This is a genomic window from Ruegeria sp. H8 (assembly GCF_056532905.1).
The window spans coordinates 377,436-402,368 of record NZ_JBQFNY010000003.1 but is presented as its reverse complement, the minus strand read 5'-3'; the positions used below and the strand labels follow the sequence as shown (position 1 = coordinate 402,368).

Sequence of the window (24,933 nt, the reverse complement as noted above, 5' to 3'; positions counted from 1 at the left end):
CTAAATCCCAACCTCAGATGCCCCCGGTCTCTCCCGAGTGTAACCGCCGCTTCCGCCGCGTCCCAGCGCCTCAGCAGCGCCGGTGAAGGGGTATTTACGGATTAGGTCTGAGACCTGCAACCCCCATTTTCAAAAAACTTTGCATTTCGCGTCGATTTCTTGTGTTTGTTAACCAAAACAATAAGTTAACTTAACAAATCAAGAACTCCATGCCGCCTGGAACGTGCGGATATCCCAAGAAGGAACCACAAAACTTGCCCTTGCGGGGGAATCGAGAGGTTCGGCAGACAGAAACGACCTGCAAAACCTTTTTGCACCTTTCGTGCAGCCCGGACCTGCCCATCAAGAAAAGGTTGGGTTACGCAAAAAACTGACTTTGGGTCACAGTTGTTTTTTTGCTCCGTTAACGCACTCTCACCGGGAAGGTGGTAACCCTGCCCGACCAGTCAAGAAAACGAAATCGTCGCAAGAGGTGCGCAAGACAGCATGGATTTCGACTATATCATCGTAGGCGGCGGTTCGGCCGGTTCTGTTCTGGCCAACCGCCTGAGCGAAGATCCATCCACAAATGTCTGCCTGCTTGAAGCAGGTGGCGGTGGGAAAAGCCTTTTCGTCAGAATGCCTGCCGCTGTTGTGACCGCACTTCCCGGGCGTCCAAGGATCAACAACTGGGCCTTTGAAACGGTCCCGCAGCCTGGTCTGAACGGGCGCAGAGGATATCAACCGCGCGGCAAGGCACTGGGCGGCTCGAGCGCGATCAACGCCATGTTGTATGTAAGAGGTCAGCGGCAGGACTATGATGGCTGGGCCGATCTGGGCTGCGACGGCTGGGACTGGGACAGCGTATTGCCGTATTTCAAACGGGCCGAGAACAATGAGCTTGGCGCAGACAGCGTGCATGGTGACAGCGGGCCGTTGCAGGTTTCACGGCAAAAAGAGCCTCGTCCAATCACCCATGCGTTCATTCAAGCCGCACAGCAGCTGCAACACCGCCATACCGAAGACTTCAACCGGGGTGATAACGAAGGCGTCGGTCTGTATCAGGTTACCCAGTTTCACGACCCGGCAAAGAATGGGGAACGGTGTTCCGCGGCAGCTGGTTATCTTTTCCCAGTTTCCGGCCGACCGAACCTGACTGTCATCACGCATGCACATGGCAGCAGGCTGCGCTTTGAGGGCAAGCGCGCAACGGGCGTTGTATACCGGGTGAGAGGCAAGGGCGCAGACATCACCATTCAGGCGAAGCGCGAAGTCCTGCTGTGTGCAGGGGCCTTGAAAACGCCGCAACTGCTTCAGGTTTCAGGTGTTGGCGCAAAAAGCGACCTTGATCCGCACGGAATCGCGGTTCACCACGAACTGCCTGGCGTAGGACGGAACTTGCAGGATCATCTGGATTTCGCGCTGATCTTCAAGACCACAGACACCGACAATTTTGGTATCGGCCCGGCGGGGGCAGCGCTGTTGTTGCGACATATTCAACGGTGGAGCAAGACGGGCGTCTCGATGGCGGCTACGCCATTTGCCGAAGGCGCAGCGTTTCTGAAAACCACCCCCGATCTAGAGCGTCCCGACATTCAGCTGCATTTTACCATCGCTATGGTCGATGATCATGCCCGCAAGCTGCATTACGGGTACGGGTACAGTTGCCATGTTTGCAAGCTGCGGCCGGAAAGTCGGGGGACCGTAGGCCTGAACAGCGCAGACCCCACGGCGGCGCCCGCCATCGATCCGGCGTTTCTGTCAGACAAACGCGATCTGCAAACCATGATCAAAGGCGCGCGAATGGCGCGGGATATCCTCAACGCGCCAGCTTTGGCCAAGTACCGGCACAAAGAACTGTTCGGCACCGATACCGCCCAGACCGATCAGGATTGGGAGGAGCACATCCGAGCCCGCGCCGACACGATCTATCACCCCGTGGGCACCTGCAAAATGGGCGTGGACGAAATGGCGGTCGTCGACCCCCAGCTTCGCGTGCGCGGGCTTGAAGGCCTGCGAGTCGTCGATGCCTCGGTGATGCCGACATTGGTGTCGGGCAATACAAACGCGCCCACGATCATGATAGCCGAAAAAGCGGCGGACATGATCAAAGCGGCGGCGATGTAAGGACGCTACTTGCCTTTCATCAGAGCTTCCAGCCCGACACGGTAATTGGGATAGATCAGATCAATACCCAGTTCTTCCTTGATCCGGTCGTTTCGAACCCGCTTGTTTTCGTTGTAGAAACTGCGCGCCATCGGCGTCAGATCGGCGTCGTCGAACCGGACCGCAGGAGGCAGGGGCAAACCCTGCAACTCGGCTGCGTATCCTATGACATCCTGCGGCGGGACCGGTTCGTCGTCACATACATTGTAGATGCTTCCCGGATTCGGCTTCATCATCGAGGCCTCCAAGATCTGCGCGATGTCTTCCACATGAATGCGCGAAAACACCTGCCCCGGTTTGATAATGCGCCGCAATCCACCACGCTTGAGCTTGGAAAACGGACCGCGCCCCGGCCCATAGATACCCGCCAGACGGAAGATGTGAACAGGCAGGCCCGGAATGGCCGACCATTGCTCCTCGGCCAACATACGCCATCTTCCGCGCTTGGCGGTCGGTGTGGGCAGCGTGTCCTCATCCACCCAGCCACCCTGATGGTCGCCATAGACGGCCGTTGTCGACAAGTAGCCCACCCAATCGAACTGACTGGACCGCTTGGCAATTTCATCGCCCAGCGCCGCCAGCACAGGATCACCCGCTTCATCTGGCGCCGTCGAGATCAGCAAATGGGTCACCCCATCAAGGTTCGGTGCATCACCCGGCCAGATCAGCGGCTCGGCGCCAGAGGCCCGGATTGCACCCGTCCCTTCAAGGTCTCGCGTCGTGCCAAAAATTTTCCAGCCCTTCGGGGCAAGTTTGCGGGACAGGGCCTGGGCAGAATAGCCGTGGCCGAATGAAAAGAGCGTCTTGGTCATGCCCCTTTGATGATCTGCGTCGTACCGGGATGCAAGCGCCGCATGGACGCACTTGAATCGAATCTTCGATTGCGCCTTTCTGTTGGTCATGAGCAAAAAAACACCTGACCTGCATTCGGCCTATGCGCTGAGTTCTCCGGACGAGAACAGACAGCTCTATGCGGAATGGGCAGGAGATTATGATGACAGTTTCGCCGCGCGCGAAGATTATCAGCTTCACACCCACACGGCGCGGGCATTTGTCGGTGCGGGTGGTCAGGGGCCCGTTCTGGATGTCGGGGCAGGAACCGGCCTGTGCGGCGCGGTGCTGTCGGCGCTTGGCGTCGGACCCATTGATGCAACCGACATCAGCGCAGAGATGCTGGATCAGGCGATGAGCAAGGACATTTACCGGGACGCGATCGAGGCCGATCTGACACAGGGCATCCCCGTTCCGCGCCACAGCTACTCCGGCATAGTTTCATCCGGCACGTTCACACATGGTCATTTGGGCCCCGAGGTGTTGCCCGCGCTGTTACGCGTGGCGCGGCACGGGGCGCAGTTTGCCCTTTCGATCAATGCGCGCCATTTCAAGGAACTAGGTTTTGCTGACGCTTTCCGCGAACTGGAACAGGATCAGATTCGCAACCTGACCCTGCCCGAAGTCCGCATATACGGAGATCTCGCGGCTGGCCCCAACAAGGATGACACCGCTTTAATCGCTTTGTTTGAACGGGTTTGAGTCCGGTTATTTGGATACAATCAGGCCACCCGCGTCGACCATGCGCTTTGCCTCAGGTCGCGTAGTCCGAACTTTCAGAATCAAGGATCGCTTTGATCTCACGCAGGTGCGCCTCGGCCTGATCGGGATAGTCATCAAGCTCTTGCGCTGTTTTTTCGGCAATCTCATCCGACAAGACGCGCAGGGGCAGCCCAGTCTGCAAGGCACGAATGTAGGTTTCGGCCGCGCGTTCGAAATAATACAGCCTGTTAAAGGCATCCGCAGGGTCGCTGCCGATGACCAGAACACCGTGATTGCCCATGATCATGACCTTCTTCCTGGGATCGGACAGCATCCCGGCGCAGCGTTCACCCTCGCTTTCAAAGGCCAGACCTCCGAATTCTTCATCTACCACGTAGCGGTTGTAAAAGGTCGCCGTGTTCTGATCGATCGGCGGCAATGAACTGTCGGCCAAAGAGGCCAGAACAGTCGCAAAGATCGAATGCACATGCATGACGCAACGCGCATGCGGGCAGTGGCGGTGGATTGAACCGTGCAGCCCCCAGGCCGTCGGGTCCGGCGCGCCAGGTTGTTCCATCACATTCGGGTCATTGGCATCCAGCAACAATAGATCCGAGGCACGAATGCGCGCAAAGTGCACCTGATTGGGGTTCATCAGAAACTGCGTGCCGTCATCATTCACCGCCAGGCTGAAATGGTTGGCAACCGCCTCATGCATGTTCAGCCGGGCCGTCCAGCGGAAGGTGGCGGCCATGTCCACGCGCTCGGACCAATGGTCGATATTGGGACGAAGACTGGTGAGGCTCATGCTTGGCTCCTTTCGCGGCTGGTCGTGGCCAAACCTGCATGGGGTCCGGCAGTTTGACCAACGAAAAAAACGCAACTATCTCATTAGCTGAACTTATGCCGAGGTTATGTAGATGCAGAACTCGCTTCCTCCGCTGGGCTGGTTGCGCACTTTCGAAGCCGCCGCGCGCCATCTCTCGTTTACCGGCGCGGCACGAGACCTGAACATGACGCAAAGCGCCGTCAGCCAGCAGGTTAAATCTCTGGAAGGGCATCTGGGGCAGCCACTGTTTCTGCGCCGCCCCAAAGCTCTGGAACTGACCGAGGCCGGAATCACCTATCTGCCAGTTGTGCGAGAGGCATTCCGGACACTGATGCGCGGAACCCGGGCGGTTACCGGCGCGCAACCAAACGCGGTTCAAGTGCAATGCAACATCAGCTTTGCCGTCAACTGGCTGGCCCCGCGCCTGCCGGCATTTCGGGCGGAACATCCACATGTTCAATTGAACGTCTTCACCGAGCTTTGGGAACCGCGCGAAATGGCCGAAGGCGCGGCGGTCGAGATTCGGTTCTCGCTTCGTCCGTCCGACACGGTCCGAACTGAAATTCTGCGCACCGAACACTATTATCCGGTCTGCGCACCAGATTATCCGGTATGCTTGGAAAACCTTCAGGAACAGCCGCTTTTCGACTGCTCCAACCTGCTGTCCAACTGGCCAAACTGGGCGGAAGATCAGGGTCTGAATTGGGAAAACCCGCCGATAACCTACGCGACGACCTATCTGGTTTGCCTGTCAGCGGTCATGGCTGGCGGTGGTCTTTGCCTGGCACATGACACGATCGCCAGTCATCTGATCAAGCGCGGTCAGCTGGTCGCGCCGTTCAAGCACCGTGCGCGAATGCCCGAGTCCTACTATCTGCTACTGTCCCCACAGGCCGAGGACACACCCGGCGCCGTGGCCTTTGCCAACTGGGTGCGGCGTGAGATCGGGTCTGAGGTGTAAAGGGAAGCGCGCACGCCCGAACCAAAAGACGTGCCCAACATGTATGAGGAATCCCCAAGACCGAAGAACCGGGGTTGCACCCGCTGGCGCATTCGTGAAAGTTGAGCCATGGAATACACACCTTTCCCAAGCTGGCCCGATGTCGCCCCCAAATTGATCGCAGTTGCAGCCGGACGCGAGGCGGCGGACATGGTCATTCAGGGCGGAACCTGGGTGAACGTACACAGCCGCGAATTGTTGCCCGATCATTCTGTGGCGATTGCTGCCGGGCGCATAGCATTCGTCGGACCGGATGCCTCGCATTGCGTGGGTCCGGATACGGAAATCATCGATGCACAAGGGCGCTACATTTTGCCCGGCTTGTGTGATGCGCATATGCATATCGAATCCGGAATGCTCACCCCAGCCGAATTCGCCCGTGCCGTCATCCCGCATGGAACCACCAGCATGTTCACCGATCCGCATGAGATCGCCAATGTGCTGGGTCTGGACGGCGTGCGCATGATGCATGACGAAGCCATTATGCAACCGGTCAATATTTTCACCCAGATGCCATCCTGCGCGCCATCCGCACCGGGGTTGGAAACGACGGGCTATGAAATCACGCCCGAAGACGTGGCCGAGGCGATGAACTGGCCGGGTATCATCGGGCTGGGCGAGATGATGAATTTCCCGGGCGTGATCCATGGTGATCCCAAGATGCTGGCCGAGATTGCAGCCACTCAACGGGCCGGGAAAACGGTCGGAGGGCACTATGCTTCGCCTGATTTAGGGCCTGATTTTGCGGCTTACGTGGCGGGTGGCCCGGCGGATGATCACGAAGGCACATGCGAGGCCGACGCCATTGCACGGGTTCGGCAGGGGATGCGCTCGATGATGCGTCTGGGATCGGCCTGGTATGATGTGGAAAGCCAGATTACGGCCGTGACAAAAAAAGGGCTGGATCCGCGCAACTTCATTCTGTGCACGGATGACTGTCATTCCGGCACATTGGTGAATGACGGGCATATGAACCGCGTCGTGCGCCATGCCATTGCTTGCGGATGTGACCCCCTGGTCGCGCTGCAAATGGCGACGATCAACACGGCAACGCATTTCGGGCTGGAACGCGAGATCGGTTCCGTTACTCCGGGGCGGCGGGCGGATATCATCCTCAGCTCGGATCTGACCGAACTGCCGGTTGAGATCGTGATAGCCCGCGGGCAGGTTGTCGCGGAAAACGGTGCAATCAAAGTGGATTGTCCACATCTGAACTGGCCCGAAAAATCGCGCAATACCGTTCATCTGGGGCATGCGCTGACGTCGGCCGATTTTGAGATCAAGGCACCGGAAGGGGCCAACAAAGTTCAGGCCAAAGTCATCGGCGTGGTGGAAAACCAGGCCCCGACCAAGGCATTGAAGGCCGAATTGCCGATCATTGGCGGGCTGGTCGAGGGCGAAGGCGAAGTGTGCCAGATCGCGCTTGTCGAGCGGCACCGGGCCACCGGGGGCGTTACCAACGCTTTTGTTTCGGGCTTTGGCTATCAGGGAAAAATGGCCATGGCCTCGACCGTGGCGCATGACAGTCATCACATGATCGTCGTCGGTACGGACCGGGATCAGATGGCGCTGGCCGCCAACCGTCTGGCCGACGTGGGCGGTGGCATCACCTTGTTCCGGGATGGGCAGGAACTGGCGCTGGTCGAACTGCCCATCGCTGGCCTGATGTCCGACAGCCCCGCCGCCGAAGTCGCGGCCAAGGCCGACAGGATGGTGCAGGCGATGCAGGACTGCGGCTGTCATCTGAACAACGCGTACATGCAGCATTCATTACTGGCGCTGGTCGTGATTCCCGAACTTCGAATATCGGATCTGGGGTTGGTCGACGTACGCACATTCGAAAAAATAGAACTTCTGGAACCATTGGCATGACCACACTCCTGACACCGCAAGCACCCGCGCCAGAACAGTTTACCGATCCCGCCGCCGCCGTTGCCCGGTTGGAAGAGCTGTATGTGCAGGCCACCGATTTCCTGTGCGACAGCTTTGCAGATGCCATGGAAAATGGGGCACCTGCCGCACGATTCAGAGCCTATTATCCGGAAATTCGCATCAAAACCTCGACCTATGCCCAAGTAGACAGCCGCCTGAGCTTTGGTCATGTGTCTGAACCTGGTGTTCATGCCACGACGGTGACGCGCCCGGATCTGTTCAGATCCTACCTGACCCAACAGATCGCCCTGTTGATCAAGAACCATGGTCAGCCTGTAACAATTGCGGCGTCGGACACGCCGATTCCGGTGCATTTTGCCGTGGCAAACAATCCCGATCTGGTCGTGCCTCATCAGGGCGCAGCCGACTTCACCTTACGCGATGTGTTTGATGTTCCGGACCTGACAACCACCAATGATGACATCGTCAATGGCGTGCATGACCATGAAGATGTCGTTGGACCCTTGTCCCTTTTCACCGCCCAGCGCGTGGATTATTCGCTTGCCAGATTGGCACACTACACCGCCACCGACGCTGGTCACTTTCAGAATCACGTGCTGTTTACGAACTACCAGTTCTATGTCTCGGAATTCGAGAACTACGCCCGAGAACAATTGGCGGACCCTGCCAGCGGCTATACCAGCTTTGTTTCAACCGGCAATGCCGAGATCACGGACCCAAAGGCACCTATCGAACAACCGCTGAAACTGCCGCAAATGCCGACCTATCACCTGAAGCGCAAAGATGGTTCGGGAATTACTTTGGTGAACATCGGTGTTGGCCCATCCAATGCAAAAACCGCCACCGACCATATTGCCGTTCTGCGCCCGCACGCGTGGCTGATGGTTGGCCATTGCGCCGGGTTGCGCAATACGCAGGCATTGGGCGATTTCGTTCTGGCCCACGCCTATCTGCGCGAAGACAAGGTTCTGGATGACGATCTGCCCGTCTGGGTGCCGATCCCGCCTCTGGCCGAAGTTCAGGTGGCGCTGGAACACGCCGTGGCCGAGGTGACGAAACTGGAAGGGTATGAGCTGAAGCGGATTATGCGGACCGGCACCGTGGCTTCGGTCGACAACCGAAACTGGGAACTGCGCGATCAGTCCGGCCCGGTCCAGCGACTCAGCCAATCCCGGGCAATCGCGCTGGATATGGAAAGTGCCACCATTGCCGCGAACGGCTATCGGTTCCGCGTTCCGTACGGCACTTTGCTGTGCGTGTCGGACAAACCCCTGCACGGAGAATTGAAGCTGCCAGGCATGGCGTCTTCGTTCTATACCACTCAGGTCAGCCGACATCTGGCCATCGGCATCAAGGCGATGGAGCATCTGCGCGGCATGCCGTTGGAGCGTTTGCACAGCCGGAAACTGCGCTCCTTCGACGAAACGGCCTTCCTCTGACGCAAAAAAGCAACGTTTTCCCCATATTTTTAGGGGTTTCAGCGCTACTATTCGTTGTGTTTGGCCACAATATCCCGTTACAGTTACGCGGTGAGGCCCTATAGATCGGGCACGTTAAGGAGACCAAGAAATGGCAAAGCCTATGACAAAGACTCAGCTGGTAGCTGCTCTCGCTGAGGAAATGGGAACCGACAAGAAATCCGCAAACTCCGCGCTGGAGGCCATCACCGGCCTGATCACCCGCGAAGTTTCGGCCGGTGGCGCAGTGACCCTGCCCGGCGTCGGCAAAATCTACTGCCGCGAGCGGCCCGAGCGTCAGGTCCGTAACCCGGCCACTGGTGAAACCTTCACCAAAGAGGCCGACAAGGTTGTGAAAATGACCATCGCCAAAGCGCTGAAAGACAGCGTGAACGGCTGATTTCAGCTTTTCAGGACAACGATAGGGGGCCGCCTTCGGGGGGCCCTTTTTCTATCGTCTTGAATATGTTGTGCCTGCCGGGTTTGAACCCGTTTCACACAGCATGCTTCGGCCCGGAATTCACCACCCAAGTGAAAATGCGCCTTCAGGGTCAGAGAACCGGCAAAATCTTGCCATGGCGTTTGCGGGCCTCTTTTCAAGGCTTGTCCGATCACCTTACAACTTCGTCAATCTTCGAACCGGCAATGAAGCATCTTGCAAAACAGCGTCTGTAGAAAGAAAAAGACTTGGCCGCGCTTGTCTGGCAGCACCCGTTCCGCGATTGCGGTGGGTCTTATCACTCTTGTCTCTGCCTGCGCGCAAAACACCACCCATGAGAATCTCGACCCTGAACGCCAGTTGATGGCGCTGCAAGAGGTCTCGAAAAAGCGGGCCAGAGGGCAAAGAGTATGGTGCGTTCCCTACGCCCGAGACCTCAGCGGTATTGAAATTCGCGGCAACGCGAAGGACTGGTGGGGAAGGGCGCAGCAAGTGTTTGAGCGCGGCAAGGAACCCGTTGTTGGTGCGGTTATGTCGTTTCGGGCAACCCGCGGAATGCCCCTGGGCCATGTGGCTGTCGTATCCGATATCGTCACCGACCGAGAAGTCATCGTGAATCACGCCAACTGGCACCGAAACAAGGTGTCGTTGAAGATGGGCGTGAAGGATGTCTCAAAAAACAATGACTGGACGTTGGTTCGGGTTGAAAGCCAACCGGGCCGCTACGGCAATCCCTACCCGGTAAACGGGTTCATCTATCCCGCGGTTGACGAATAGCCTTGCCCAACTTCATTTCACGGGCGGGTTGATTGCAACGCGGGCAACATTCCTTTTGATCGTACCGTAAAGGCAGCCGCCGCCCGGGTTGGAATGTCGCGCGTCTGAAAAGACCGCAGATTGTCCAAAGCTGCGATATTGTCGGTAAAAATAGAAACGGGCACCAGAGGTGCCCGTTTCTGTTCCGTGTCTCTGGTCCGGTCAGTGGACCGTTTCAACCTTGTGGAAGTCCAGATCACGATCTTCTGGCATCGAGTCGATGCTCAATACCTCCTGGCGTTTGGTGATCAGGATATAGACGACACAAGCCAGATACAGTCCAACCACGACCGCTCCGATCCACTGGATTTGCAGCCACTGGCTTTGGAACAGCAGGGTCAGGACAAACAGCAGCGCGACGTTGCCCGCCACATAGATCGCCTTTCCGAACCGCTCGACGGTCAGGTTCAGGTTGTCGGTGTACAGACGGATCAGCGAGTCCAGAGAGTTGATCACGAACGTTACACCTACGATCACCATCGCAATGTTGGTGATGCCAGCGGTACTGATGCCGTTCAGGTGGTAATAATAAAGAACGGTGAACCAGATCCCCAGCGGGATCGACGGGAAGATCAACAGCGCGGCCAGCAACTGCCACGTGGTCAGACCACCCACAAAGCGCGACGTAAACTGTCCGATCATGATCGACCATGCAAACCACCAGAACAGGTAGAACGCGTGATAGTCGGTCAATGGCAGGACGAACTTGTGCAGGTTGGCGAAATAGGCGCCGATATTGCTACCGGTTTCCACGAACCCGGTCACGCCCATACCTGCGGCTGCCCACATGCCCAGAATCAGGGCAAGGAATAGAAAGGTCGAACCGACGGACAGGATGCGAACGTATTTCAGATCGGTCGAGGAATAGGCCGCTGCCAGAATGACGACAAACACGATGATGTAGAAGGTGGTGACGACGGATTCGCCATCGCCGACCTCGGGCAGATAGCCGGGCAGGTAGATCAGGAACAGGCTGGCGGTGAAAGCGCATGTGCCGATGATGACGACGTTGTTGATCAGCTTGACCACTGGGATCTCAAAGAACTTCACGCGGGGTTCGATCACGCAGAAGTAGAAGGCCGTCAGGAAATAGAAGGCCCAGATCAGGAAACCCCAGAATCCGAATTCGATCGCCAGCGGGTTGGCAAAGGCATAGGCCGGGTCCTCGGCGTATCCTCCGAATTCGGTCAGTGGAAACATGATCAGGCCGACATCCAGGCCGGATGTGAACAGAATCGCGATGAACGTGAACAGATGAACCGGTGTCACGCCGACACAGCGCAGGTTCCACCATTTCACGACGAAGAAAGCGACCAGCCCCAATGCCAGCAGGACGCCGAACGATAGAATGTACTCCAGAAGCACCGACAAACCTCCCTTGATATGTCAGGTCCTGCCGCCGATATCTTTAATTGGCCGGTCAATCAATATAAACATGCGCAAGACTTTTCTTGCATCACTCATGTGTCTTTTTTGACGCGCACCGCTTGCGACCGACCCCAAAATCAGGAACAGTCCGCGCAAAGTGACAGGGGGTCTCCATGGATCTGCGCGCCATAGCCATGGGGCTGACATTTGCCCTGATCTGGTCATCTGCCTTTACCTCGGCGCGTATTATCGTGGCGGATGCGTCCCCTCTGTTTTCGCTGGCCTTGAGGTTTCTGATTTCCGGTGTTCTGGGGGTCATGATAGCTCGCGCGATGGGGCAAAGCTGGCACCTGACCCGAAACCAATGGCGCGCAACGATATTGTTCGGGATCTGCCAAAATGCCCTGTATTTGGGTCTGAACTTCTATGCGATGCAAACGGTCGAGGCTTCGGTCGCGGCCATAATCGCATCCACCATGCCCTTGTTGGTGGCGCTGGCGGGGAGGTTGATTTTCGGCGAAAAGCTGCGGCCACTGGGTGTTTTGGGTCTCTTCGCCGGTTTCGCCGGAGTCGCCCTTATCATGAGCAGCCGGATCAGCGCGGGCGTTGATATGTTCGGGGTCGCGCTTTGCGGTTTGGGTGCTCTTGCCTTGACCTTTGCAACCTTGGCCGTTCGCGGTGCAACATCCGGCGGGAACTTCATGATGGTCGTTGGCTTGCAGATGTTGGTTGGTTCAGCCGCGCTGTTTGCGGCTGCTCCGGTCTTTGAAACCATCTACATCCACCCGACGCTGCCACTGGCGCTGGCCTTTACCTACACGACTCTTTTCCCCGGATTGCTGGCGACACTGATCTGGTTCCTGCTGTTGGACCGAATCGGACCCGTTCGAGCCGCCACCTTCCACTTTTTGAACCCTGTGTTTGGCGTCACCATCGCGGCGATCCTGCTGGGCGAGAAGCTCGGCGCCATGGATGCGGTTGGCGTCACGGTTACAACCCTTGGCATTCTTGCGGTTCAGCTTTCACGCCAGCCCGTTCAGGGCAGCAAAGCTTCGACCTGAGACAGCAGTTTGCGGGAATCGGGTTTTACATTTGACCCGAAAGTTGCCGCAACTTCACCCTCGGAATCGATCAGGATCTTGTTGAAGTTCCACTTGGGCGTGAACCCGGTCTGCGCGGCAACGGCCTTGTAGAACGGGTGGGCGTCAGCCCCTTTGACCGGAGTGATATCCGTCATCGGCAGGGTCAGCCCATAGTTCATCTCGCAGAACTGTTTCACCTCTTCCGCGGACCCCAGTTCCTGATTGAACGAATCCGACGGAACCGCAAGAACGACCAGCCCTTTGCCGGAATAGGCCTCATGTACCTTTTGCAGAGCCTCGTATTGCCCGGTAAACCCACATTGTGACGCGGTGTTGACCACCAGGATGGGTTGGCCGCGCCACTCTTCGATGGCCAATGTGCCTCCGTCGATCGAGTCGAACTCACCGGTCAGCGGCGCCGCCTGAACGGCGCGGCCCAGCAAGATCAGGGCAGTCAAAAGCAGCAATCTCATCATGTCTTGTCCTCCCTTTCATCCTGATACGCGTGACTTTGTTGTTCAGATCACTTGCACGACTGCGAGAGCGGTTTGAAATATCGCTTTGCTTTCCACCCCGCAGCCCCCAGATAATGGCGCAAACACTTTTTCAGCCGGAGGATCCATGACTCGCTATACCAAAGACCCCACGGCCATTGCTGCGCTTTCACCCGAAGAGTTTCACGTCACCCAGCGCAGTGGTACAGAACGTCCGGGCACCGGGAAATACCTGAACAACAAGGAACCGGGCATTTATGTGGATATCGTATCAGGTGAACCGCTGTTTGCCTCGACCCACAAATACGAATCCGGATGTGGTTGGCCCAGTTTCACCAAGCCGATCGTGCACGAACATGTCGAAGAGTTCCGCGATACCACGCATGGCATGATCCGGACCGAGGTTCGCTCGAAACACGGCGACAGCCATCTGGGGCATGTCTTCCCGGACGGTCCGCGTGAACATGGCGGTTTGCGGTACTGCATCAACTCTGCCTCTCTTCGGTTCATTCATCGGGATGAGATGGAAGCCGAAGGGTATGGCGAATACCTGATTCATGTGGAGGATATCTGATGACCGAGCAACGCGCTGTACTGGCCGGGGGCTGCTTCTGGGGGATGCAGGACCTGATCCGCAAACTGCCGGGCGTGTCGCGTACGCGTGTCGGCTATACCGGCGGTGACGTGCCCAACGCGACCTATCGCAATCACGGCACCCACGCGGAAGGGATCGAGATCTGGTTCGATCCGTCTCGGATCAGCTATCGCGACCTGCTGGAATTCTTCTTTCAGATCCATGACCCGACCACGGTCAACCGTCAGGGCAACGATATCGGCATGAGCTATCGATCCGCGATCTACTACGTGGATGACACCCAGAAACAGGTGGCCCTGGACACCATCGCCGACGTGAATGCCAGCGGCTTGTGGCCCGGAAAAGTCGTGACCGAGGTCGAACCTGTCGGAGAGTTCTGGGAAGCCGAACCAGAGCATCAGGATTATCTGGAGCGGATTCCGAACGGCTATACCTGCCACTTCCCGCGTCAGGATTGGGTCCTGCCCAAACGCTCCAGCGCAGCAGAATAAAGCACCACCTGCCCGGCCCCTCTGAAGCTTTCAGGGGGGCTAGCCTGCGGCCACCCGTGGACGTCCGCTTGCCTCGACCGTGATCAGGGCCTCGACAAAAACATCCTTTGCCTCGACTCGCGCGGTTTTGATGTCACGATCTACGATCACGCGAATGTCTTCTGCGCCGGCTTCTCGTACTGCACCCTCTACTTCGGACATCAAAACCTTTTCCAACAGGGCCAGAGCGTCCTCTGACGCGGCGAAGTCCTTCGGGCCATCCTCCAGATGCACACGATATCGCCCTTCCGCCGGGGATGTGACCGTGCCCGAGCGACGCAAGGTCAGCCGCCCCACGACAGCACCAATCGCATTGGCCACGCCCGCATGTTCCGGCAGGATCATCCGGCAATGCAACCGCTCACCTACGGCAGGGTAGTAACTGGGGGCCGACGCGCCAAGGCCTACCACATCCACATTCAAAGCAGCACTCAGCGACAGCAACCCACGGTGTTGTGCCAACCCGCGCTGTGTCAGCACATGACGCGCCAAGTCTTGCGAAGGCAAACCAAAACCAACCTGTTCTTCCTCAAAAGCAGCCTCTAACAAGGTCAAACTGGTCTGTTCCGTCAATTGATCCACGATCATCTGGGCCAGCGCTTCGGGAGAGTTTGCCAACATATCCCCTGACCCGACCCGTTTGCGTGCCATCAGTTCCAATGCCTTGCGTGCCGCATCGACATCCCAGGCACGAACCCTCCCCAACACGTGGCTGGCATCAGATGGCGTAACCCCAGACACCTGGATGATTCCGCGATCGACCAGGCGCATCAGCGCCCCGTTCTCCATCCGCGACCGCAGCAAGGCGCTCAGGGGCAGAACGCGATCTCCCAGCCTCTCCAGCAGGCTTTCTTCCCGCGCGCCGACTCCTTCGGCATGGATGCCGGGCACGCGGCGGGCAAAACGCGTATCATGCTCGCCCACGGTCGTGGCCCGCAATTGTTCATCCAGTACGGAATGCACAACATCGGGCGCTTCTGATGCAATCAGCGAAACGGGCAACACGCGACGCGGGCCCAGGAAAACACCGCCCCGCAACCCTTCGGTCGCAACATACACCTGACTGTCGCCGCCCAGACCGTGGGTTCGCATCGCCACGGCCTCGACCATGGTGCGAAACCCACCCACCTGCGCCCCGGCCGGGTCGATCGCAGGCTTTCCGTCCCGGATAAGTGCCACATCAGTGGTCGTTCCCCCGATGTCCGAGACCAGCGCATTGTCCGCTCCGGTAAGCCATCGCGCCCCGACGATAGAAGCCGCAGGCCCGCTGAGGATAGTCTCAATCGGCCGTTCCCGGGCCTGTTCCGCGCTCATCAGGGCGCCATCGCCGCGCACCACCATCATCGGTGCCGAAATCCCCAGCGCGTGCAGCTGATCCTGTGCACGCCCGATCAGTCGGTCGATCATCCCGATCAGCCGCGCATTCAGCACAGCCGTCACCGCGCGTTTCGGACCATTGAGCTTGGCGGACAAATGATGCGAGCAGGTCACTGGCGCCCCGGTTCTTTCCGAGATCATGCGCGCCGCTTCCAACTCATGCGCCGGGTTGCGGGTGGCGAACTGAGCAGCAACCGCAAAGCCGGAAATCCCCTTATGCGAATCCAAAAAGGCCTCAAGCGCTGCGGCATCCAAGGCGGCAGCCTGCCCACCGGAATAGGTATGCCCCCCTGCAATCACCAGGGCCGGATCGCCCTTCAGCGCCTCTTTCAGCCCGTGTTTTTCAAGATCACTGTCCTTGAACCCGATATAGATCAACGCGACACGGCCACCCTGCCCCTCGACCAGAGCATTCGTGGCCAGCGTTGTCGACAATGACGCCATCGAGATCTGATCCGGCTTGACCTGCGCCTCTGCCAGCACAGACGAGATCGCCTTGCCCACACCAATCGCCAGATCCGCCCGGGTGGTCAGCGACTTGGCCGAGGCGATGACCTCTTTCTCATCCCTGATCAACACCGCGTCGGTATAGGTCCCGCCCGTATCTACCCCCAAAGACAACGTCATCGGGTCCTCCTGTCTGTTCGCTGCGGATGGGTTTAGCGGTTATGCACGACACGTCCAGCCTGTTTGCGGCAATTATGACAGTTGTTCCACCGCCCAGCGCGCCGCCTCTGCCACGGTCTCATCCGGGTCTTCCAACAGACGCTGAGCCACTGTTTTCAGTTCCGGCTGTCCCGAGTTTCCAATGGCATACAGAACATTGCGCACGAACCGGTCCCGCCCGATGCGTTTGATCGGCGAGCCCGAAAATTTTGCACGGAAACCGGCATCGTCCAGCGCTGCCAGTTCTTCCAAGCCGGGCGCTTTCAGATCATCCCGGGCGGCATAGCGCATATCGCTCGCTGCGACGGCAAACTTGTTCCATGGACAGGCCGCCAGGCAATCGTCGCAGCCATAGATCCGATTGCCCAACTTACCGCGCAACTCATGGCCCACTGGGCCTTTATGCTCAATGGTCAGGTATGAAATGCACCGCCGTGCATCCAGTTGATACGGGGCAGGAAACGCATCGGTCGGGCAACTGTCCAGACAGGCGCGGCACGACCCGCAATGATCGATCTCTGAATTGTCTGCCGGCAGGTCCAGAGTAGTGAAAACAGACCCTATAAAGGCCCAGTTTCCCCATTCGCGGCTTACAAGATTGGTGTGCTTGCCCTGCCACCCCAGTCCAGCGGCATATCCCAGCGCCTTCTCGGGAACTGGCGCGGTATCGACAAATACTTTTACCTCACCTCCGGCTTCGGCAATCAGCCATCGCGCCAACCGCTTCAGCCGCTTCTTGACCAGATCATGATAGTCCTTGTTCTGCGCATAGACCGAAATTGCACCACGATCCGGGTGTTTCAGGATCTCCATCGGGTCATGTTCCGGCGTATAGCTTTCGGCCAACATGACAACCGATTGCGCCTCGGGCCAAAGCGCGGCAGGATCGCCACGCCAATGCGTGCGCTCGGCCATCCATCCCATTTGCCCGTGGTACCCGGCGTCCAGATAGGCCCGCAATCGTTTCGGCACCTGTGGAACATCCCAAGGGCGGCACACGCGACAGGCAACAAACCCCTCTGCCTGGGCTTGTTGCACCAGCTTTTCCTTAAGATCCGATCCGCTCTTCATCTGGCCAAAATATCCTCGGGGGGAATCGCGCCCTTGGCGCGATGGGGGGCAGACACCCCCCCTTGCGCACCCTATCAGAAATCCAGATCAGCGTAATGGGGCGGCGGTCGGAACCCTGGCACCTGATCCGCCAGAATTGACCGAAATGCCGGTCGAGACTTGATCTTGGCATACCAGTCCTTGACCACCTGGCTACGGTTCCAGTCCACGTCCGAGATGTAATCCAGCGAAGACAGATGCGCGGCGGCCGCGAAATCCGCCAATGTCATCTGATCCCCCGCCAGCCAACGGCGGTGATCCAGCAGCCACGCCATGTAATCCAGATGGTACTTGATCGCCTTGGCACCCTGCTTGACATTCTTGCTGTCCGGATACCCCTGTCCTGTCACCTTTTTGTTCACTCGCTCATACAACAGCTTTGATGTCACCTCGTGGTGAAACTTGTCGTCGAACCAACCGACAAGGCGTCTTACTTCAAACCTGGCTTCGGGGGTTTTCGGCATCAAAGGTGGCTCTGGGCGGGTTTCTTCGATGTATTCGCAGATCGCCGCGCTTTCCGACATGATCTGCCCATCCAGACGCAACACGGGTACTTTTCCCGCTGGGTTGCGCCGCAGAAAATCAGGATCCTGTTCCCAGTATCGCTCTTCTACCAGCTCAACCTCGATCTTCTTCTCCGCCAGCGACAGGCGGACCTTGCGACAATACGGAGAGAGGGGAACGTGAAACAGACGCGCCATGGACTTCCATTCGAACCAGTGAATACCCGACAGATTTAGCCTTGGCAGATAGCGGGTTTCAATCCTCGAAACAATCCGCGCGACCATCTGCGCGGATGGTGGCCGCCCCATCGAGGATCGAAGCCGCCCGTCTGCGGGTGCGCGCAGTCGGATCCGTGACCGACCGGTTGCGCGGGGATGGCAGGATTGCGGCAATTCGCGCCGCTTGAACCGAAGTCAGCTTTGCCGCGCTGGTGTTGAAATAGCGTTGCGCGGCGGCTTCCACCCCGAACACGCCATTTCCCGTTTCGGCGACATTCAGATACACCTCAAGAATACGCTGTTTGCTCCAGAATATTTCAACCACCGGCGTGATCGAGGTTTCCAATGCCTTGCGCACCCAGCTGCGGCCCTGCCAGAGGAACACGTTCTTCACCACCTGTTGCGTGATGGTCGAGGCACCACGATTGCCGCCATCCTCAAGGGCATCGCGGATGGCTTCGACGTCAAAGCCCCAATGCAGGCAGAAATTTGCGTCCTCGGCTGCAACAACTGATCTTGCCATGATCGGTGCCATGTCTTCGATCGGGACCCATTCGCGTTCAACCTTTCCCAGCCGGCGCCATTCCGACCAGATGGTGTGGGTGACAGGAGGGTTCACCACCGAATAAATCAGGACCAGAGCAACCACGAGGCCCAAAACCGCCATGATCGCTCGCGTTACCCAGCGGCGGATCTGCCGCGCCACTGGTTCCTTCTTTCTGGATGCCTTGCGTTTTTTTCCGCCGGATTTGCGGGCTGCTTTCTTCGCCATGTCTCAGCTATACGACGCAAGGTTCCGGTTTGAAACGGCCTAAATCGCGAAAGCGCGCGCCTCGCGTGGATGAACGATCGGGCGCGCGGTTTTCAGCGACATCGGATCAAGCCCGGTCAACTCGGGAAACAAGTGCAGCACTTCGCTTTGCGTTTCCCGATCCGAAGCCGACAAAGCGTGCCCGGGATAATAGCTTTCGCTTTTTGCTCCGTTGGCGAAAACAATCTCATGCTGTTTGAACAACAGGTGGAAATATTCAACCTCACCGCCCTCGACCCGTTTCACAGTGTCATCGTTGACCAGAGTATGCGCCGGAACCAGCGCTTCGGTATGGCCGAACAAATAGGACGCCTGCCAGTCTTCGATCAGCATCCGGTGCTGCGGTGAAACCAGCAAGGGGCGATCCAGACCAAACACCCCGGCATCGAAACGGATTGGGGCCAGTTTGCCTTCGGCTGCGACGGTTGTACATCCGACCCAAATCAAGGGTTGTGGTCCGTGATCCACCGTGATGACCAGATCACCAGCCTTCAAATCCTCAACCGCGCGTTCACCTTCCGGTGTGGCGATCATGGTCCCGGCCGTAAAGCACGGCGGCCCAAGGTTACCGACATTCAGCGGGCCTGACGTGTTAACAAAAGTGGTCGACACCAGCGTTCCGGGCTGCAGAACCTGGCCGTCTGTGGGGGTGAAAGCCCGAGACCCATCGGCCAGGTAGAACGTGGTTCCTGTATAGGTCACGTTCCCAACGCCTGACACGTTGATCGTTACAGTATCGCCTGGCCAGGAATTTGTAACGTCTTGACCGTTGACCGTGTCACCACTGGGCGCGTCAATAAGATTGTCATCATTCGCATCAGTCAGGGTGAAATTGCTGACCGCGACGGCCGTTCCCGCTGGTGGCGGGCTTGCGGGATCAAAGGTGAAGAACTGATCGCGATATGTCGTTGGCATACTGTTGCCCCTACTCTGTCACCATTAGAAACCGAAACAGGCAATGGCTATCACTACAAGGTGAAAAAAGCATGGCGAAATTCGGAAGAACAAGCAAGAATCCCACCGAAACCTCACAAAAACTGTGGCCCCGCGTGCTGCAAATGGCACGCGGGGCCGGTTTTTTGGTGGAATTTCGGCTTACTCCGCCGGAACTGCCGTGGCTTCTTCGCTCAGCGGGTGGCTGAGTTTGTTGAGCATTTCTTTGGGACAAACCTGTAAGAAGTTGCCCTTTTCCACATCCCAATGCTGGAGAATATCCGCAGCCTTGCGGCTGTAAGTCTCCTCGGCGTGACGCGTGATCAAGGCTTTCAATTGATCCACCCAATGGTCCACGGTGACCGGGCAGGTCACAAGCGTTTCCTTGTTCATCAACGCTTCGGCCTTGCCTTCGGGATCATACAGATATGCCATGCCACCGGTCATCCCGGCACCGAAATTGGCCCCGATATCACCAAGAATCACGGCCACACCGCCGGTCATGTACTCACACCCGTTCGAGCCACACCCTTCAACCACAACTGTGGCACCCGAGTTGCGCACGGCAAACCGTTCACCCGCGCGGCCAGCCGCAAACAGATGGCCGTCAGTTGCACCGTAGAGAACCGTGTTGCCGATGATTGTGTTGTCGTCTGCCTTCAGCGGGCTAACCTGCGGCGGGCGCACAACGATCGTGCCGCCAGACAGGCCCTTACCAACATAGTCATTGGCATCCCCCGACACTTCCAGCTTCAGACCCGGGGCAGCGAAAGCCCCCAGAGACTGACCCGCCGAACCCTGGAGTTTCACGTGCAGATGGTCATCCTGGAACGTGTTCCGCATGCCGAAGTTCTGCACAATGTGGCTGGAAATACGGGTTCCGACAGTGCGGTGCGTGTTCTGGATGGCATATGACAACTGCATCTTCTCGCCGTCCTTCAGGAACCGTGCCGCATCGCGCACGATCTCGGCATCCAGCGTGTCGGGCACGGCGTTGCGGTCCTTGTCGCGATTGTACACGATGTTATGCGCACCATCGACGGTGATCAGCAGCGGGTTGAGATCCAGATCGTCCAAATGTGCCGAACCCCGGCTAACCTGCGCCAGCAGATCGGCCCGACCGATGATTTCATCCACGGAACGCGCGCCAAGGCTGGCCAGCAGCTCGCGCACTTCCTGCGCGTAGAAGGTGATCAGATTCACCACCTTGTCCGCGTTGCCGGTGAACTTGGCACGCAGCGATTCATCCTGCGTGCAAACGCCGACGGGGCAGGTGTTCGACTGGCATTGACGCACCATGATACAGCCCATCGCGATCAGGGCGGCGGTGCCGATGCCGTATTCCTCGGCCCCCATCATCGCCGCCATGACGATGTCGCGCCCGGTGCGCAGGCCGCCATCGGTGCGCAGAGTCACCCGGTCGCGCAGGTTGTTCATCGCCAGAACCTGATGCGCCTCGGTCAGGCCCATCTCCCAAGGCAGACCAGCATATTTGATGCTGGTCGCGGGTGAGGCACCCGTACCGCCATTGTGACCCGAAATCAGGATAATATCCGCTTTCGCCTTGGCCACACCGGCTGCAATCGTGCCAACGCCCGAGGACGCCACCAGTTTCACCGTCACCTTGCAGCGCGGGTTGATCTGTTTCAGGTCATAGATCAGCTGCGCCAGATCCTCGATCGAGTAGATGTCATGATGCGGCGGGGGAGAAATCAGCGTAACGCCCTTGGTGGAATGCCGCAAACGCGCGATCAGGTCGGTGACCTTCATGCCCGGCAGCTGACCGCCCTCGCCCGGTTTCGCACCTTGGGCAACCTTGATTTCCAGCTCTTCGCACTGGTTCAGGTATTCGGCGGTCACACCGAACCGGCCCGAGGCCACCTGTTTGATCTTGGCCGAGGGGTTGTCGCCATTCGGCTCCGGCACGAAGTGTGCAGGGTCTTCACCACCTTCACCCGAGTCGGATTTCGCCCCGATCCGGTTCATTGCCACGTTCAGCGTCTTGTGCGCCTCGGGGCTGAGTGCGCCCAGTGACATGCCCGGCGTGACGAAACGCTTGCGGATCGAGGTGATCGATTCCACCTCTTCGATCGGCACCGGTTTGCCCAATGGTTTGAAATCCATCAGGTCGCGCAGATGGATCGGCGGGTTCGATTGCATCTTGGCCGAATACTGCTTCCACAGCTCATAGGACGCCTTGTTGCAGGCCATCTGCAACATGTGCATCGAGGTCGCTTGCCACGCGTGGGTCTCGCCCGTTGCGCGGGCCTTGTAGAAACCTCCGATGGGCAGCACGTCCAGACCACTGTTCCAGCCCTTGGCATGGATTTCTTCGGCCTTTGCCTGAATGCCGGTGACGCCGATGCCGGAAATCCGGCTGGTCATACCTGGGAAATACTCTGCCACCATCGCGCGGCTCAGTCCAACAGCCTCGAAGTTCAGGCCTCCGCGATAGGACGAGATCACCGAGATGCCCATCTTGGCCATGATCTTCAGCAGGCCCTGGTCGATGGCTTCGCGATAGCGGGCAACATTTTCGGTCAGGGTGCCATCCAGCAACCCGCGTTCGATCCGGTCGGCCAGCGAGTCTTCGGCCAGATAGGCGTTCACAACGGTCGCGCCACAGCCGATCAGAACCGCAAAGTAATGCGGATCGACACATTCAGCCGAGCGTACGTTCAAGGAACAGAACGTCCGCAGGCCCTGACGGGTCAGGTGCGAGTGCACTGCGCTGGTGGCAAGGATCATCGGCATCGCCACACGATCTTCACCCGAGTGCATGTCGGTCAGCACCAGATGCCCTGCGCCAGACCGGACAGCCTCTTCAGCTTCGGCTCTGACACGGGCCAAAGCCGCGCTCAGCGCACCTTGACCAGGCTCAAAGCTGCAATCGATCTCGGCCAGCGGAGCATTGAGGTTCCCAACCAGTTCATCCCATTGTGCGTTTCCGACAAAGGGGCTTTCCAGAACGATGATCTCGGTCTGGCTGCTGTCCTCATCCAGCACGTTTTTCAGGTTCCCGAACCGGGTTTTCAAGGACATAACGCGGTATTCGCGCAAACTGTCGATCGGCGGGTTGGTGACCTGAGAGAAATTCTGCCGGAAGAAATGGCTGAGCGGGCGGTATTGCTTGGACAGAACCGCCGAGGGCGTATCGTCACCCATGGACGCCAGCGCCTCTTTGCCATCTTCGGCCATGGGCGCAAGAATCTGTTCCAGCTCTTCGACCGAATAGCCTGCCGCGATCTGGCGTTTGCGCAGATCTTCGCCCGAGAATATCGGCTTTTCGGTCACACCTGCCAGCGCCTCGTCCAGATCGTTGATCTTGCCGACCCACTCGCCAAACGGCAATGCGCTCGCCAGCTTGTTCTTGATCTGGGTGTCGCGATACAGCTTGCCCTTTTTCATGTCGACGGCCAGCATCTGGCCCGGACCCAGCGCGCCTTTTTCGGTCACTGTGGACTCATCAATCGGCACCATGCCGGCCTCGGATCCTGCAATGACAAGACCATCGCCAGTCACGACGTAACGCATCGGACGCAGGCCGTTGCGGTCCAGTCCAGCACAGACCCAGCGGCCATCCGTCATGGCCAGCGCGGCTGGGCCGTCCCACGGCTCCATCACTGAGTTGCAGTAGGAATACATGTCGCGCCACGCCTGCGGCAGTTCCACCGCTTGCTTGGACCAGCTTTCCGGAACCAGCATGGTTTTCGCCATCGGGGCCGAGCGACCTGCGCGCACCAGAACCTCAAAAACCGAGTCCAATGCGGCCGAATCCGACGATCCTCCGGCGATGATCGGTTTGATATCCTCGGCATAATCCCCAAACGTCGAGGACGCCATGCGGATCTCGTGGCTTTTCATCCAGTTGATGTTGCCTTTCAGCGTGTTGATCTCACCATTATGCGCCAGCATGCGGAAGGGCTGCGCCAGCCACCATTGCGGGAAAGTGTTGGTGGAATAGCGCTGGTGATAGATGGCGAAGGCGGATTCAAACCGTTCGTCCATCAGATCGGGATAGAAGACGGCAACCTGCTCGGCCAGCATCATGCCCTTGTAGATGATCGAACGGCAGGACAGCGACGCCAGGTACAGCCCGGAAATACCGGCAGCTGAGGCGGCCTTTTCAATACGGCGACGAATGACATAGAGCTCGCGCTCGAAGGTCTCTTCGTCCACACCTTTGGAATTCGAGATCAGGATCTGCTCGATCTCGGGCCGGGTGGCGTTGGCTTTTTCACCCAGACAGGTGACATCGACCGGCACGTGACGCCAGCCATAGATGTAATAGCCCATGCGCAGAACTTCGCTTTCCACGATGGTCCGGCACTGTTCCTGTGCGCCAAAGTCGGTGCGCGGCAGGAAAACCTGACCGACGGCGATCAGTTCGTCCAATTTGGGCTCGTGGCCTGTGCGCCTGATCTGATCGTAGAAAAACGAGACCGGAATCTGCACGTGAATGCCCGCGCCATCACCGGTCTTGCCGTCAGCATCAACCGCGCCGCGGTGCCAGATCGCCTTGAGAGCGTCGATACCGGCGTCCACAACCTTGCGCGACGCTTTCCCATCCACGGACACAACGAGACCCACACCGCAGGAAGAATGCTCTTCTTCCTCGGAATAGAGACCATTTTCAGCCATCCATTTGCGCTTGGCTTCTTCGGCCCGCACCCAATCGGCATCATATTTGGTCATTTGCTGTCTCCTTCGTCAGAGGGGGCGTACATGGCTTCGACCTCGGCTTTGGTCATCTGCCGGCGTTCGCCTGCGAACGCGTAGCCCTGGGGCTTATTGTCGATGTAAAGTTCAAGTTTCAGCGGGTTGCCTGCGGCGTTGTCAAACAGACCTGCCGCCATTTGCGTCTGGCCGTGCATCTCGCCCGGAAGCGTGATCCGATACCAAAGCGCCGAGCCGCAATCGGCGCAAAAGGCGCGCTCGGCCCAGTCAGAGGAAGTGAAGGTTTTGACCGGGCCAAGCGCGGCATAGCCTTCTTCGGCCTGAAACGTCACCAGCATGGAACTGGTCCAACGCCGGCACTGGTCGCAATGGCAGGCCCCCAGCGCATCCCGCGCCGGAGTTGCCGTCACCGTAACCGCGCCACACATGCATTGGCCTTGCAATTCAGGCATTTCG

At 58.3% G+C, this 24,933-nt stretch carries 21 protein-coding genes; 10 read left to right on the top strand and 11 right to left on the bottom strand.

The genetic code is table 11. The features are described from left to right. The first annotated feature begins 486 nt into the window (after positions 1–486). Complete coding sequence (locus tag ACR0A2_RS11470; protein WP_480835069.1) at positions 487–2,106, top strand: GMC family oxidoreductase; 1,620 nt, start codon at positions 487–489, stop codon at positions 2,104–2,106. Between the two features lie 5 nt (positions 2,107–2,111). Here ACR0A2_RS11470 and ACR0A2_RS11465 read toward each other — a convergent pair whose 3' ends face one another. After that, positions 2,112–2,957, bottom strand: coding sequence for an SDR family oxidoreductase (locus ACR0A2_RS11465; protein ID WP_480835068.1), 846 nt, complete (start codon positions 2,955–2,957; stop codon positions 2,112–2,114). An 88-nt stretch (positions 2,958–3,045) separates the two neighbouring features. On the opposite strand from ACR0A2_RS11465, the gene ACR0A2_RS11460 reads away from it, so the two are divergent. Next, positions 3,046–3,678 (top strand): class I SAM-dependent DNA methyltransferase, encoded by a 633-nt coding sequence (locus tag ACR0A2_RS11460; RefSeq protein ID WP_480835067.1) that lies wholly within the window; start codon positions 3,046–3,048, stop codon positions 3,676–3,678. A 52-nt stretch (positions 3,679–3,730) separates the two neighbouring features. Here ACR0A2_RS11460 and ACR0A2_RS11455 read toward each other — a convergent pair whose 3' ends face one another. After that, complete coding sequence (locus tag ACR0A2_RS11455) at positions 3,731–4,486, bottom strand: class II aldolase and adducin N-terminal domain-containing protein (RefSeq protein ID WP_171723960.1); 756 nt, start codon at positions 4,484–4,486, stop codon at positions 3,731–3,733. 112 nt (positions 4,487–4,598) lie between these two features. On the opposite strand from ACR0A2_RS11455, the gene ACR0A2_RS11450 reads away from it, so the two are divergent. The 5 genes from ACR0A2_RS11450 to ACR0A2_RS11430 all read left to right on the top strand — a co-directional run bounded on the left by ACR0A2_RS11450 (position 4,599) and on the right by ACR0A2_RS11430 (position 10,073). Next, on the top strand, positions 4,599–5,468 hold the full coding sequence (locus tag ACR0A2_RS11450) for a LysR substrate-binding domain-containing protein (RefSeq protein ID WP_480835066.1): 870 nt from the start codon (positions 4,599–4,601) through the stop codon (positions 5,466–5,468). A gap of 108 nt (positions 5,469–5,576) precedes the next feature. Then, positions 5,577–7,379 carry an adenine deaminase gene (ade, locus tag ACR0A2_RS11445; protein ID WP_480835065.1) on the top strand — a complete coding sequence of 601 codons (1,803 nt, stop codon included), beginning with the start codon at positions 5,577–5,579 and terminating at the stop codon, positions 7,377–7,379. Next, positions 7,376–8,839 carry an AMP nucleosidase gene (locus tag ACR0A2_RS11440; RefSeq protein ID WP_480835064.1) on the top strand — a complete coding sequence of 488 codons (1,464 nt, stop codon included), beginning with the start codon at positions 7,376–7,378 and terminating at the stop codon, positions 8,837–8,839. The genes ade and ACR0A2_RS11440 overlap by 4 nt, the downstream gene beginning before the upstream one ends. A gap of 130 nt (positions 8,840–8,969) precedes the next feature. Next, positions 8,970–9,257, top strand: coding sequence for an HU family DNA-binding protein (locus ACR0A2_RS11435; protein WP_117871130.1), 288 nt, complete (start codon positions 8,970–8,972; stop codon positions 9,255–9,257). Between the two features lie 297 nt (positions 9,258–9,554). Continuing rightward, positions 9,555–10,073: a CHAP domain-containing protein gene (locus tag ACR0A2_RS11430; RefSeq protein WP_480835063.1), complete on the top strand. Its 519-nt coding sequence runs from the start codon at positions 9,555–9,557 to the stop codon at positions 10,071–10,073. 201 nt (positions 10,074–10,274) lie between these two features. Here the strand turns inward: ACR0A2_RS11430 and ACR0A2_RS11425 are convergent, their stop codons facing one another. After that, on the bottom strand, positions 10,275–11,471 hold the full coding sequence (locus tag ACR0A2_RS11425) for a BCCT family transporter (protein ID WP_171171652.1): 1,197 nt from the start codon (positions 11,469–11,471) through the stop codon (positions 10,275–10,277). 182 nt (positions 11,472–11,653) lie between these two features. On the opposite strand from ACR0A2_RS11425, the gene ACR0A2_RS11420 reads away from it, so the two are divergent. After that, entirely contained in the window at positions 11,654–12,541 is an 888-nt protein-coding gene (locus tag ACR0A2_RS11420; RefSeq protein ID WP_480835062.1) for a DMT family transporter, read from the top strand. Here the strand turns inward: ACR0A2_RS11420 and ACR0A2_RS11415 are convergent. Next, on the bottom strand, positions 12,517–13,038 hold the full coding sequence (locus ACR0A2_RS11415) for a glutathione peroxidase (RefSeq protein ID WP_480835061.1): 522 nt from the start codon (positions 13,036–13,038) through the stop codon (positions 12,517–12,519). The genes ACR0A2_RS11420 and ACR0A2_RS11415 overlap by 25 nt on opposite strands. Positions 13,039–13,183: 145 nt before the next feature. Here ACR0A2_RS11415 and msrB point away from each other — a divergent pair, with 145 nt between their 5' ends. Then, a complete protein-coding gene (msrB, locus tag ACR0A2_RS11410; RefSeq protein ID WP_170345953.1) occupies positions 13,184–13,630 on the top strand; it encodes a peptide-methionine (R)-S-oxide reductase MsrB in 447 nt (148 codons plus the stop codon). Further along, positions 13,630–14,142: a peptide-methionine (S)-S-oxide reductase MsrA gene (msrA, locus tag ACR0A2_RS11405; protein ID WP_152459670.1), complete on the top strand. Its 513-nt coding sequence runs from the start codon at positions 13,630–13,632 to the stop codon at positions 14,140–14,142. Before msrB ends, msrA begins: the two co-directional genes overlap by 1 nt. Before the next feature lie 39 nt (positions 14,143–14,181). Here msrA and ACR0A2_RS11400 read toward each other — a convergent pair whose 3' ends face one another. The 7 genes from ACR0A2_RS11400 to ACR0A2_RS11370 all read right to left on the bottom strand — a co-directional run bounded on the left by ACR0A2_RS11400 (position 14,182) and on the right by ACR0A2_RS11370 (position 24,929). Beyond that, positions 14,182–16,185, bottom strand: coding sequence for a hydantoinase/oxoprolinase family protein (locus tag ACR0A2_RS11400; RefSeq protein WP_480835060.1), 2,004 nt, complete (start codon positions 16,183–16,185; stop codon positions 14,182–14,184). 72 nt (positions 16,186–16,257) lie between these two features. Then, on the bottom strand, positions 16,258–17,295 hold the full coding sequence (gene queG, locus ACR0A2_RS11395; RefSeq protein ID WP_480835059.1) for a tRNA epoxyqueuosine(34) reductase QueG: 1,038 nt from the start codon (positions 17,293–17,295) through the stop codon (positions 16,258–16,260). Between the two features lie 74 nt (positions 17,296–17,369). Further along, positions 17,370–18,035, bottom strand: coding sequence for an FtsZ-binding protein FzlA (fzlA, locus tag ACR0A2_RS11390; protein ID WP_171635778.1), 666 nt, complete (start codon positions 18,033–18,035; stop codon positions 17,370–17,372). 58 nt (positions 18,036–18,093) lie between these two features. After that, complete coding sequence (gene mtgA / locus ACR0A2_RS11385) at positions 18,094–18,828, bottom strand: monofunctional biosynthetic peptidoglycan transglycosylase (RefSeq protein WP_171640519.1); 735 nt, start codon at positions 18,826–18,828, stop codon at positions 18,094–18,096. 39 nt (positions 18,829–18,867) lie between these two features. Next, positions 18,868–19,782, bottom strand: coding sequence for a Hint domain-containing protein (locus ACR0A2_RS11380; protein WP_171233493.1), 915 nt, complete (start codon positions 19,780–19,782; stop codon positions 18,868–18,870). A 180-nt stretch (positions 19,783–19,962) separates the two neighbouring features. Continuing rightward, positions 19,963–24,495: a glutamate synthase large subunit gene (gene gltB, locus ACR0A2_RS11375; RefSeq protein WP_480835058.1), complete on the bottom strand. Its 4,533-nt coding sequence runs from the start codon at positions 24,493–24,495 to the stop codon at positions 19,963–19,965. After that, a complete protein-coding gene (locus ACR0A2_RS11370; protein ID WP_480835057.1) occupies positions 24,492–24,929 on the bottom strand; it encodes a GFA family protein in 438 nt (145 codons plus the stop codon). The genes gltB and ACR0A2_RS11370 overlap by 4 nt, the downstream gene beginning before the upstream one ends. Positions 24,930–24,933: the final 4 nt, after the last annotated feature.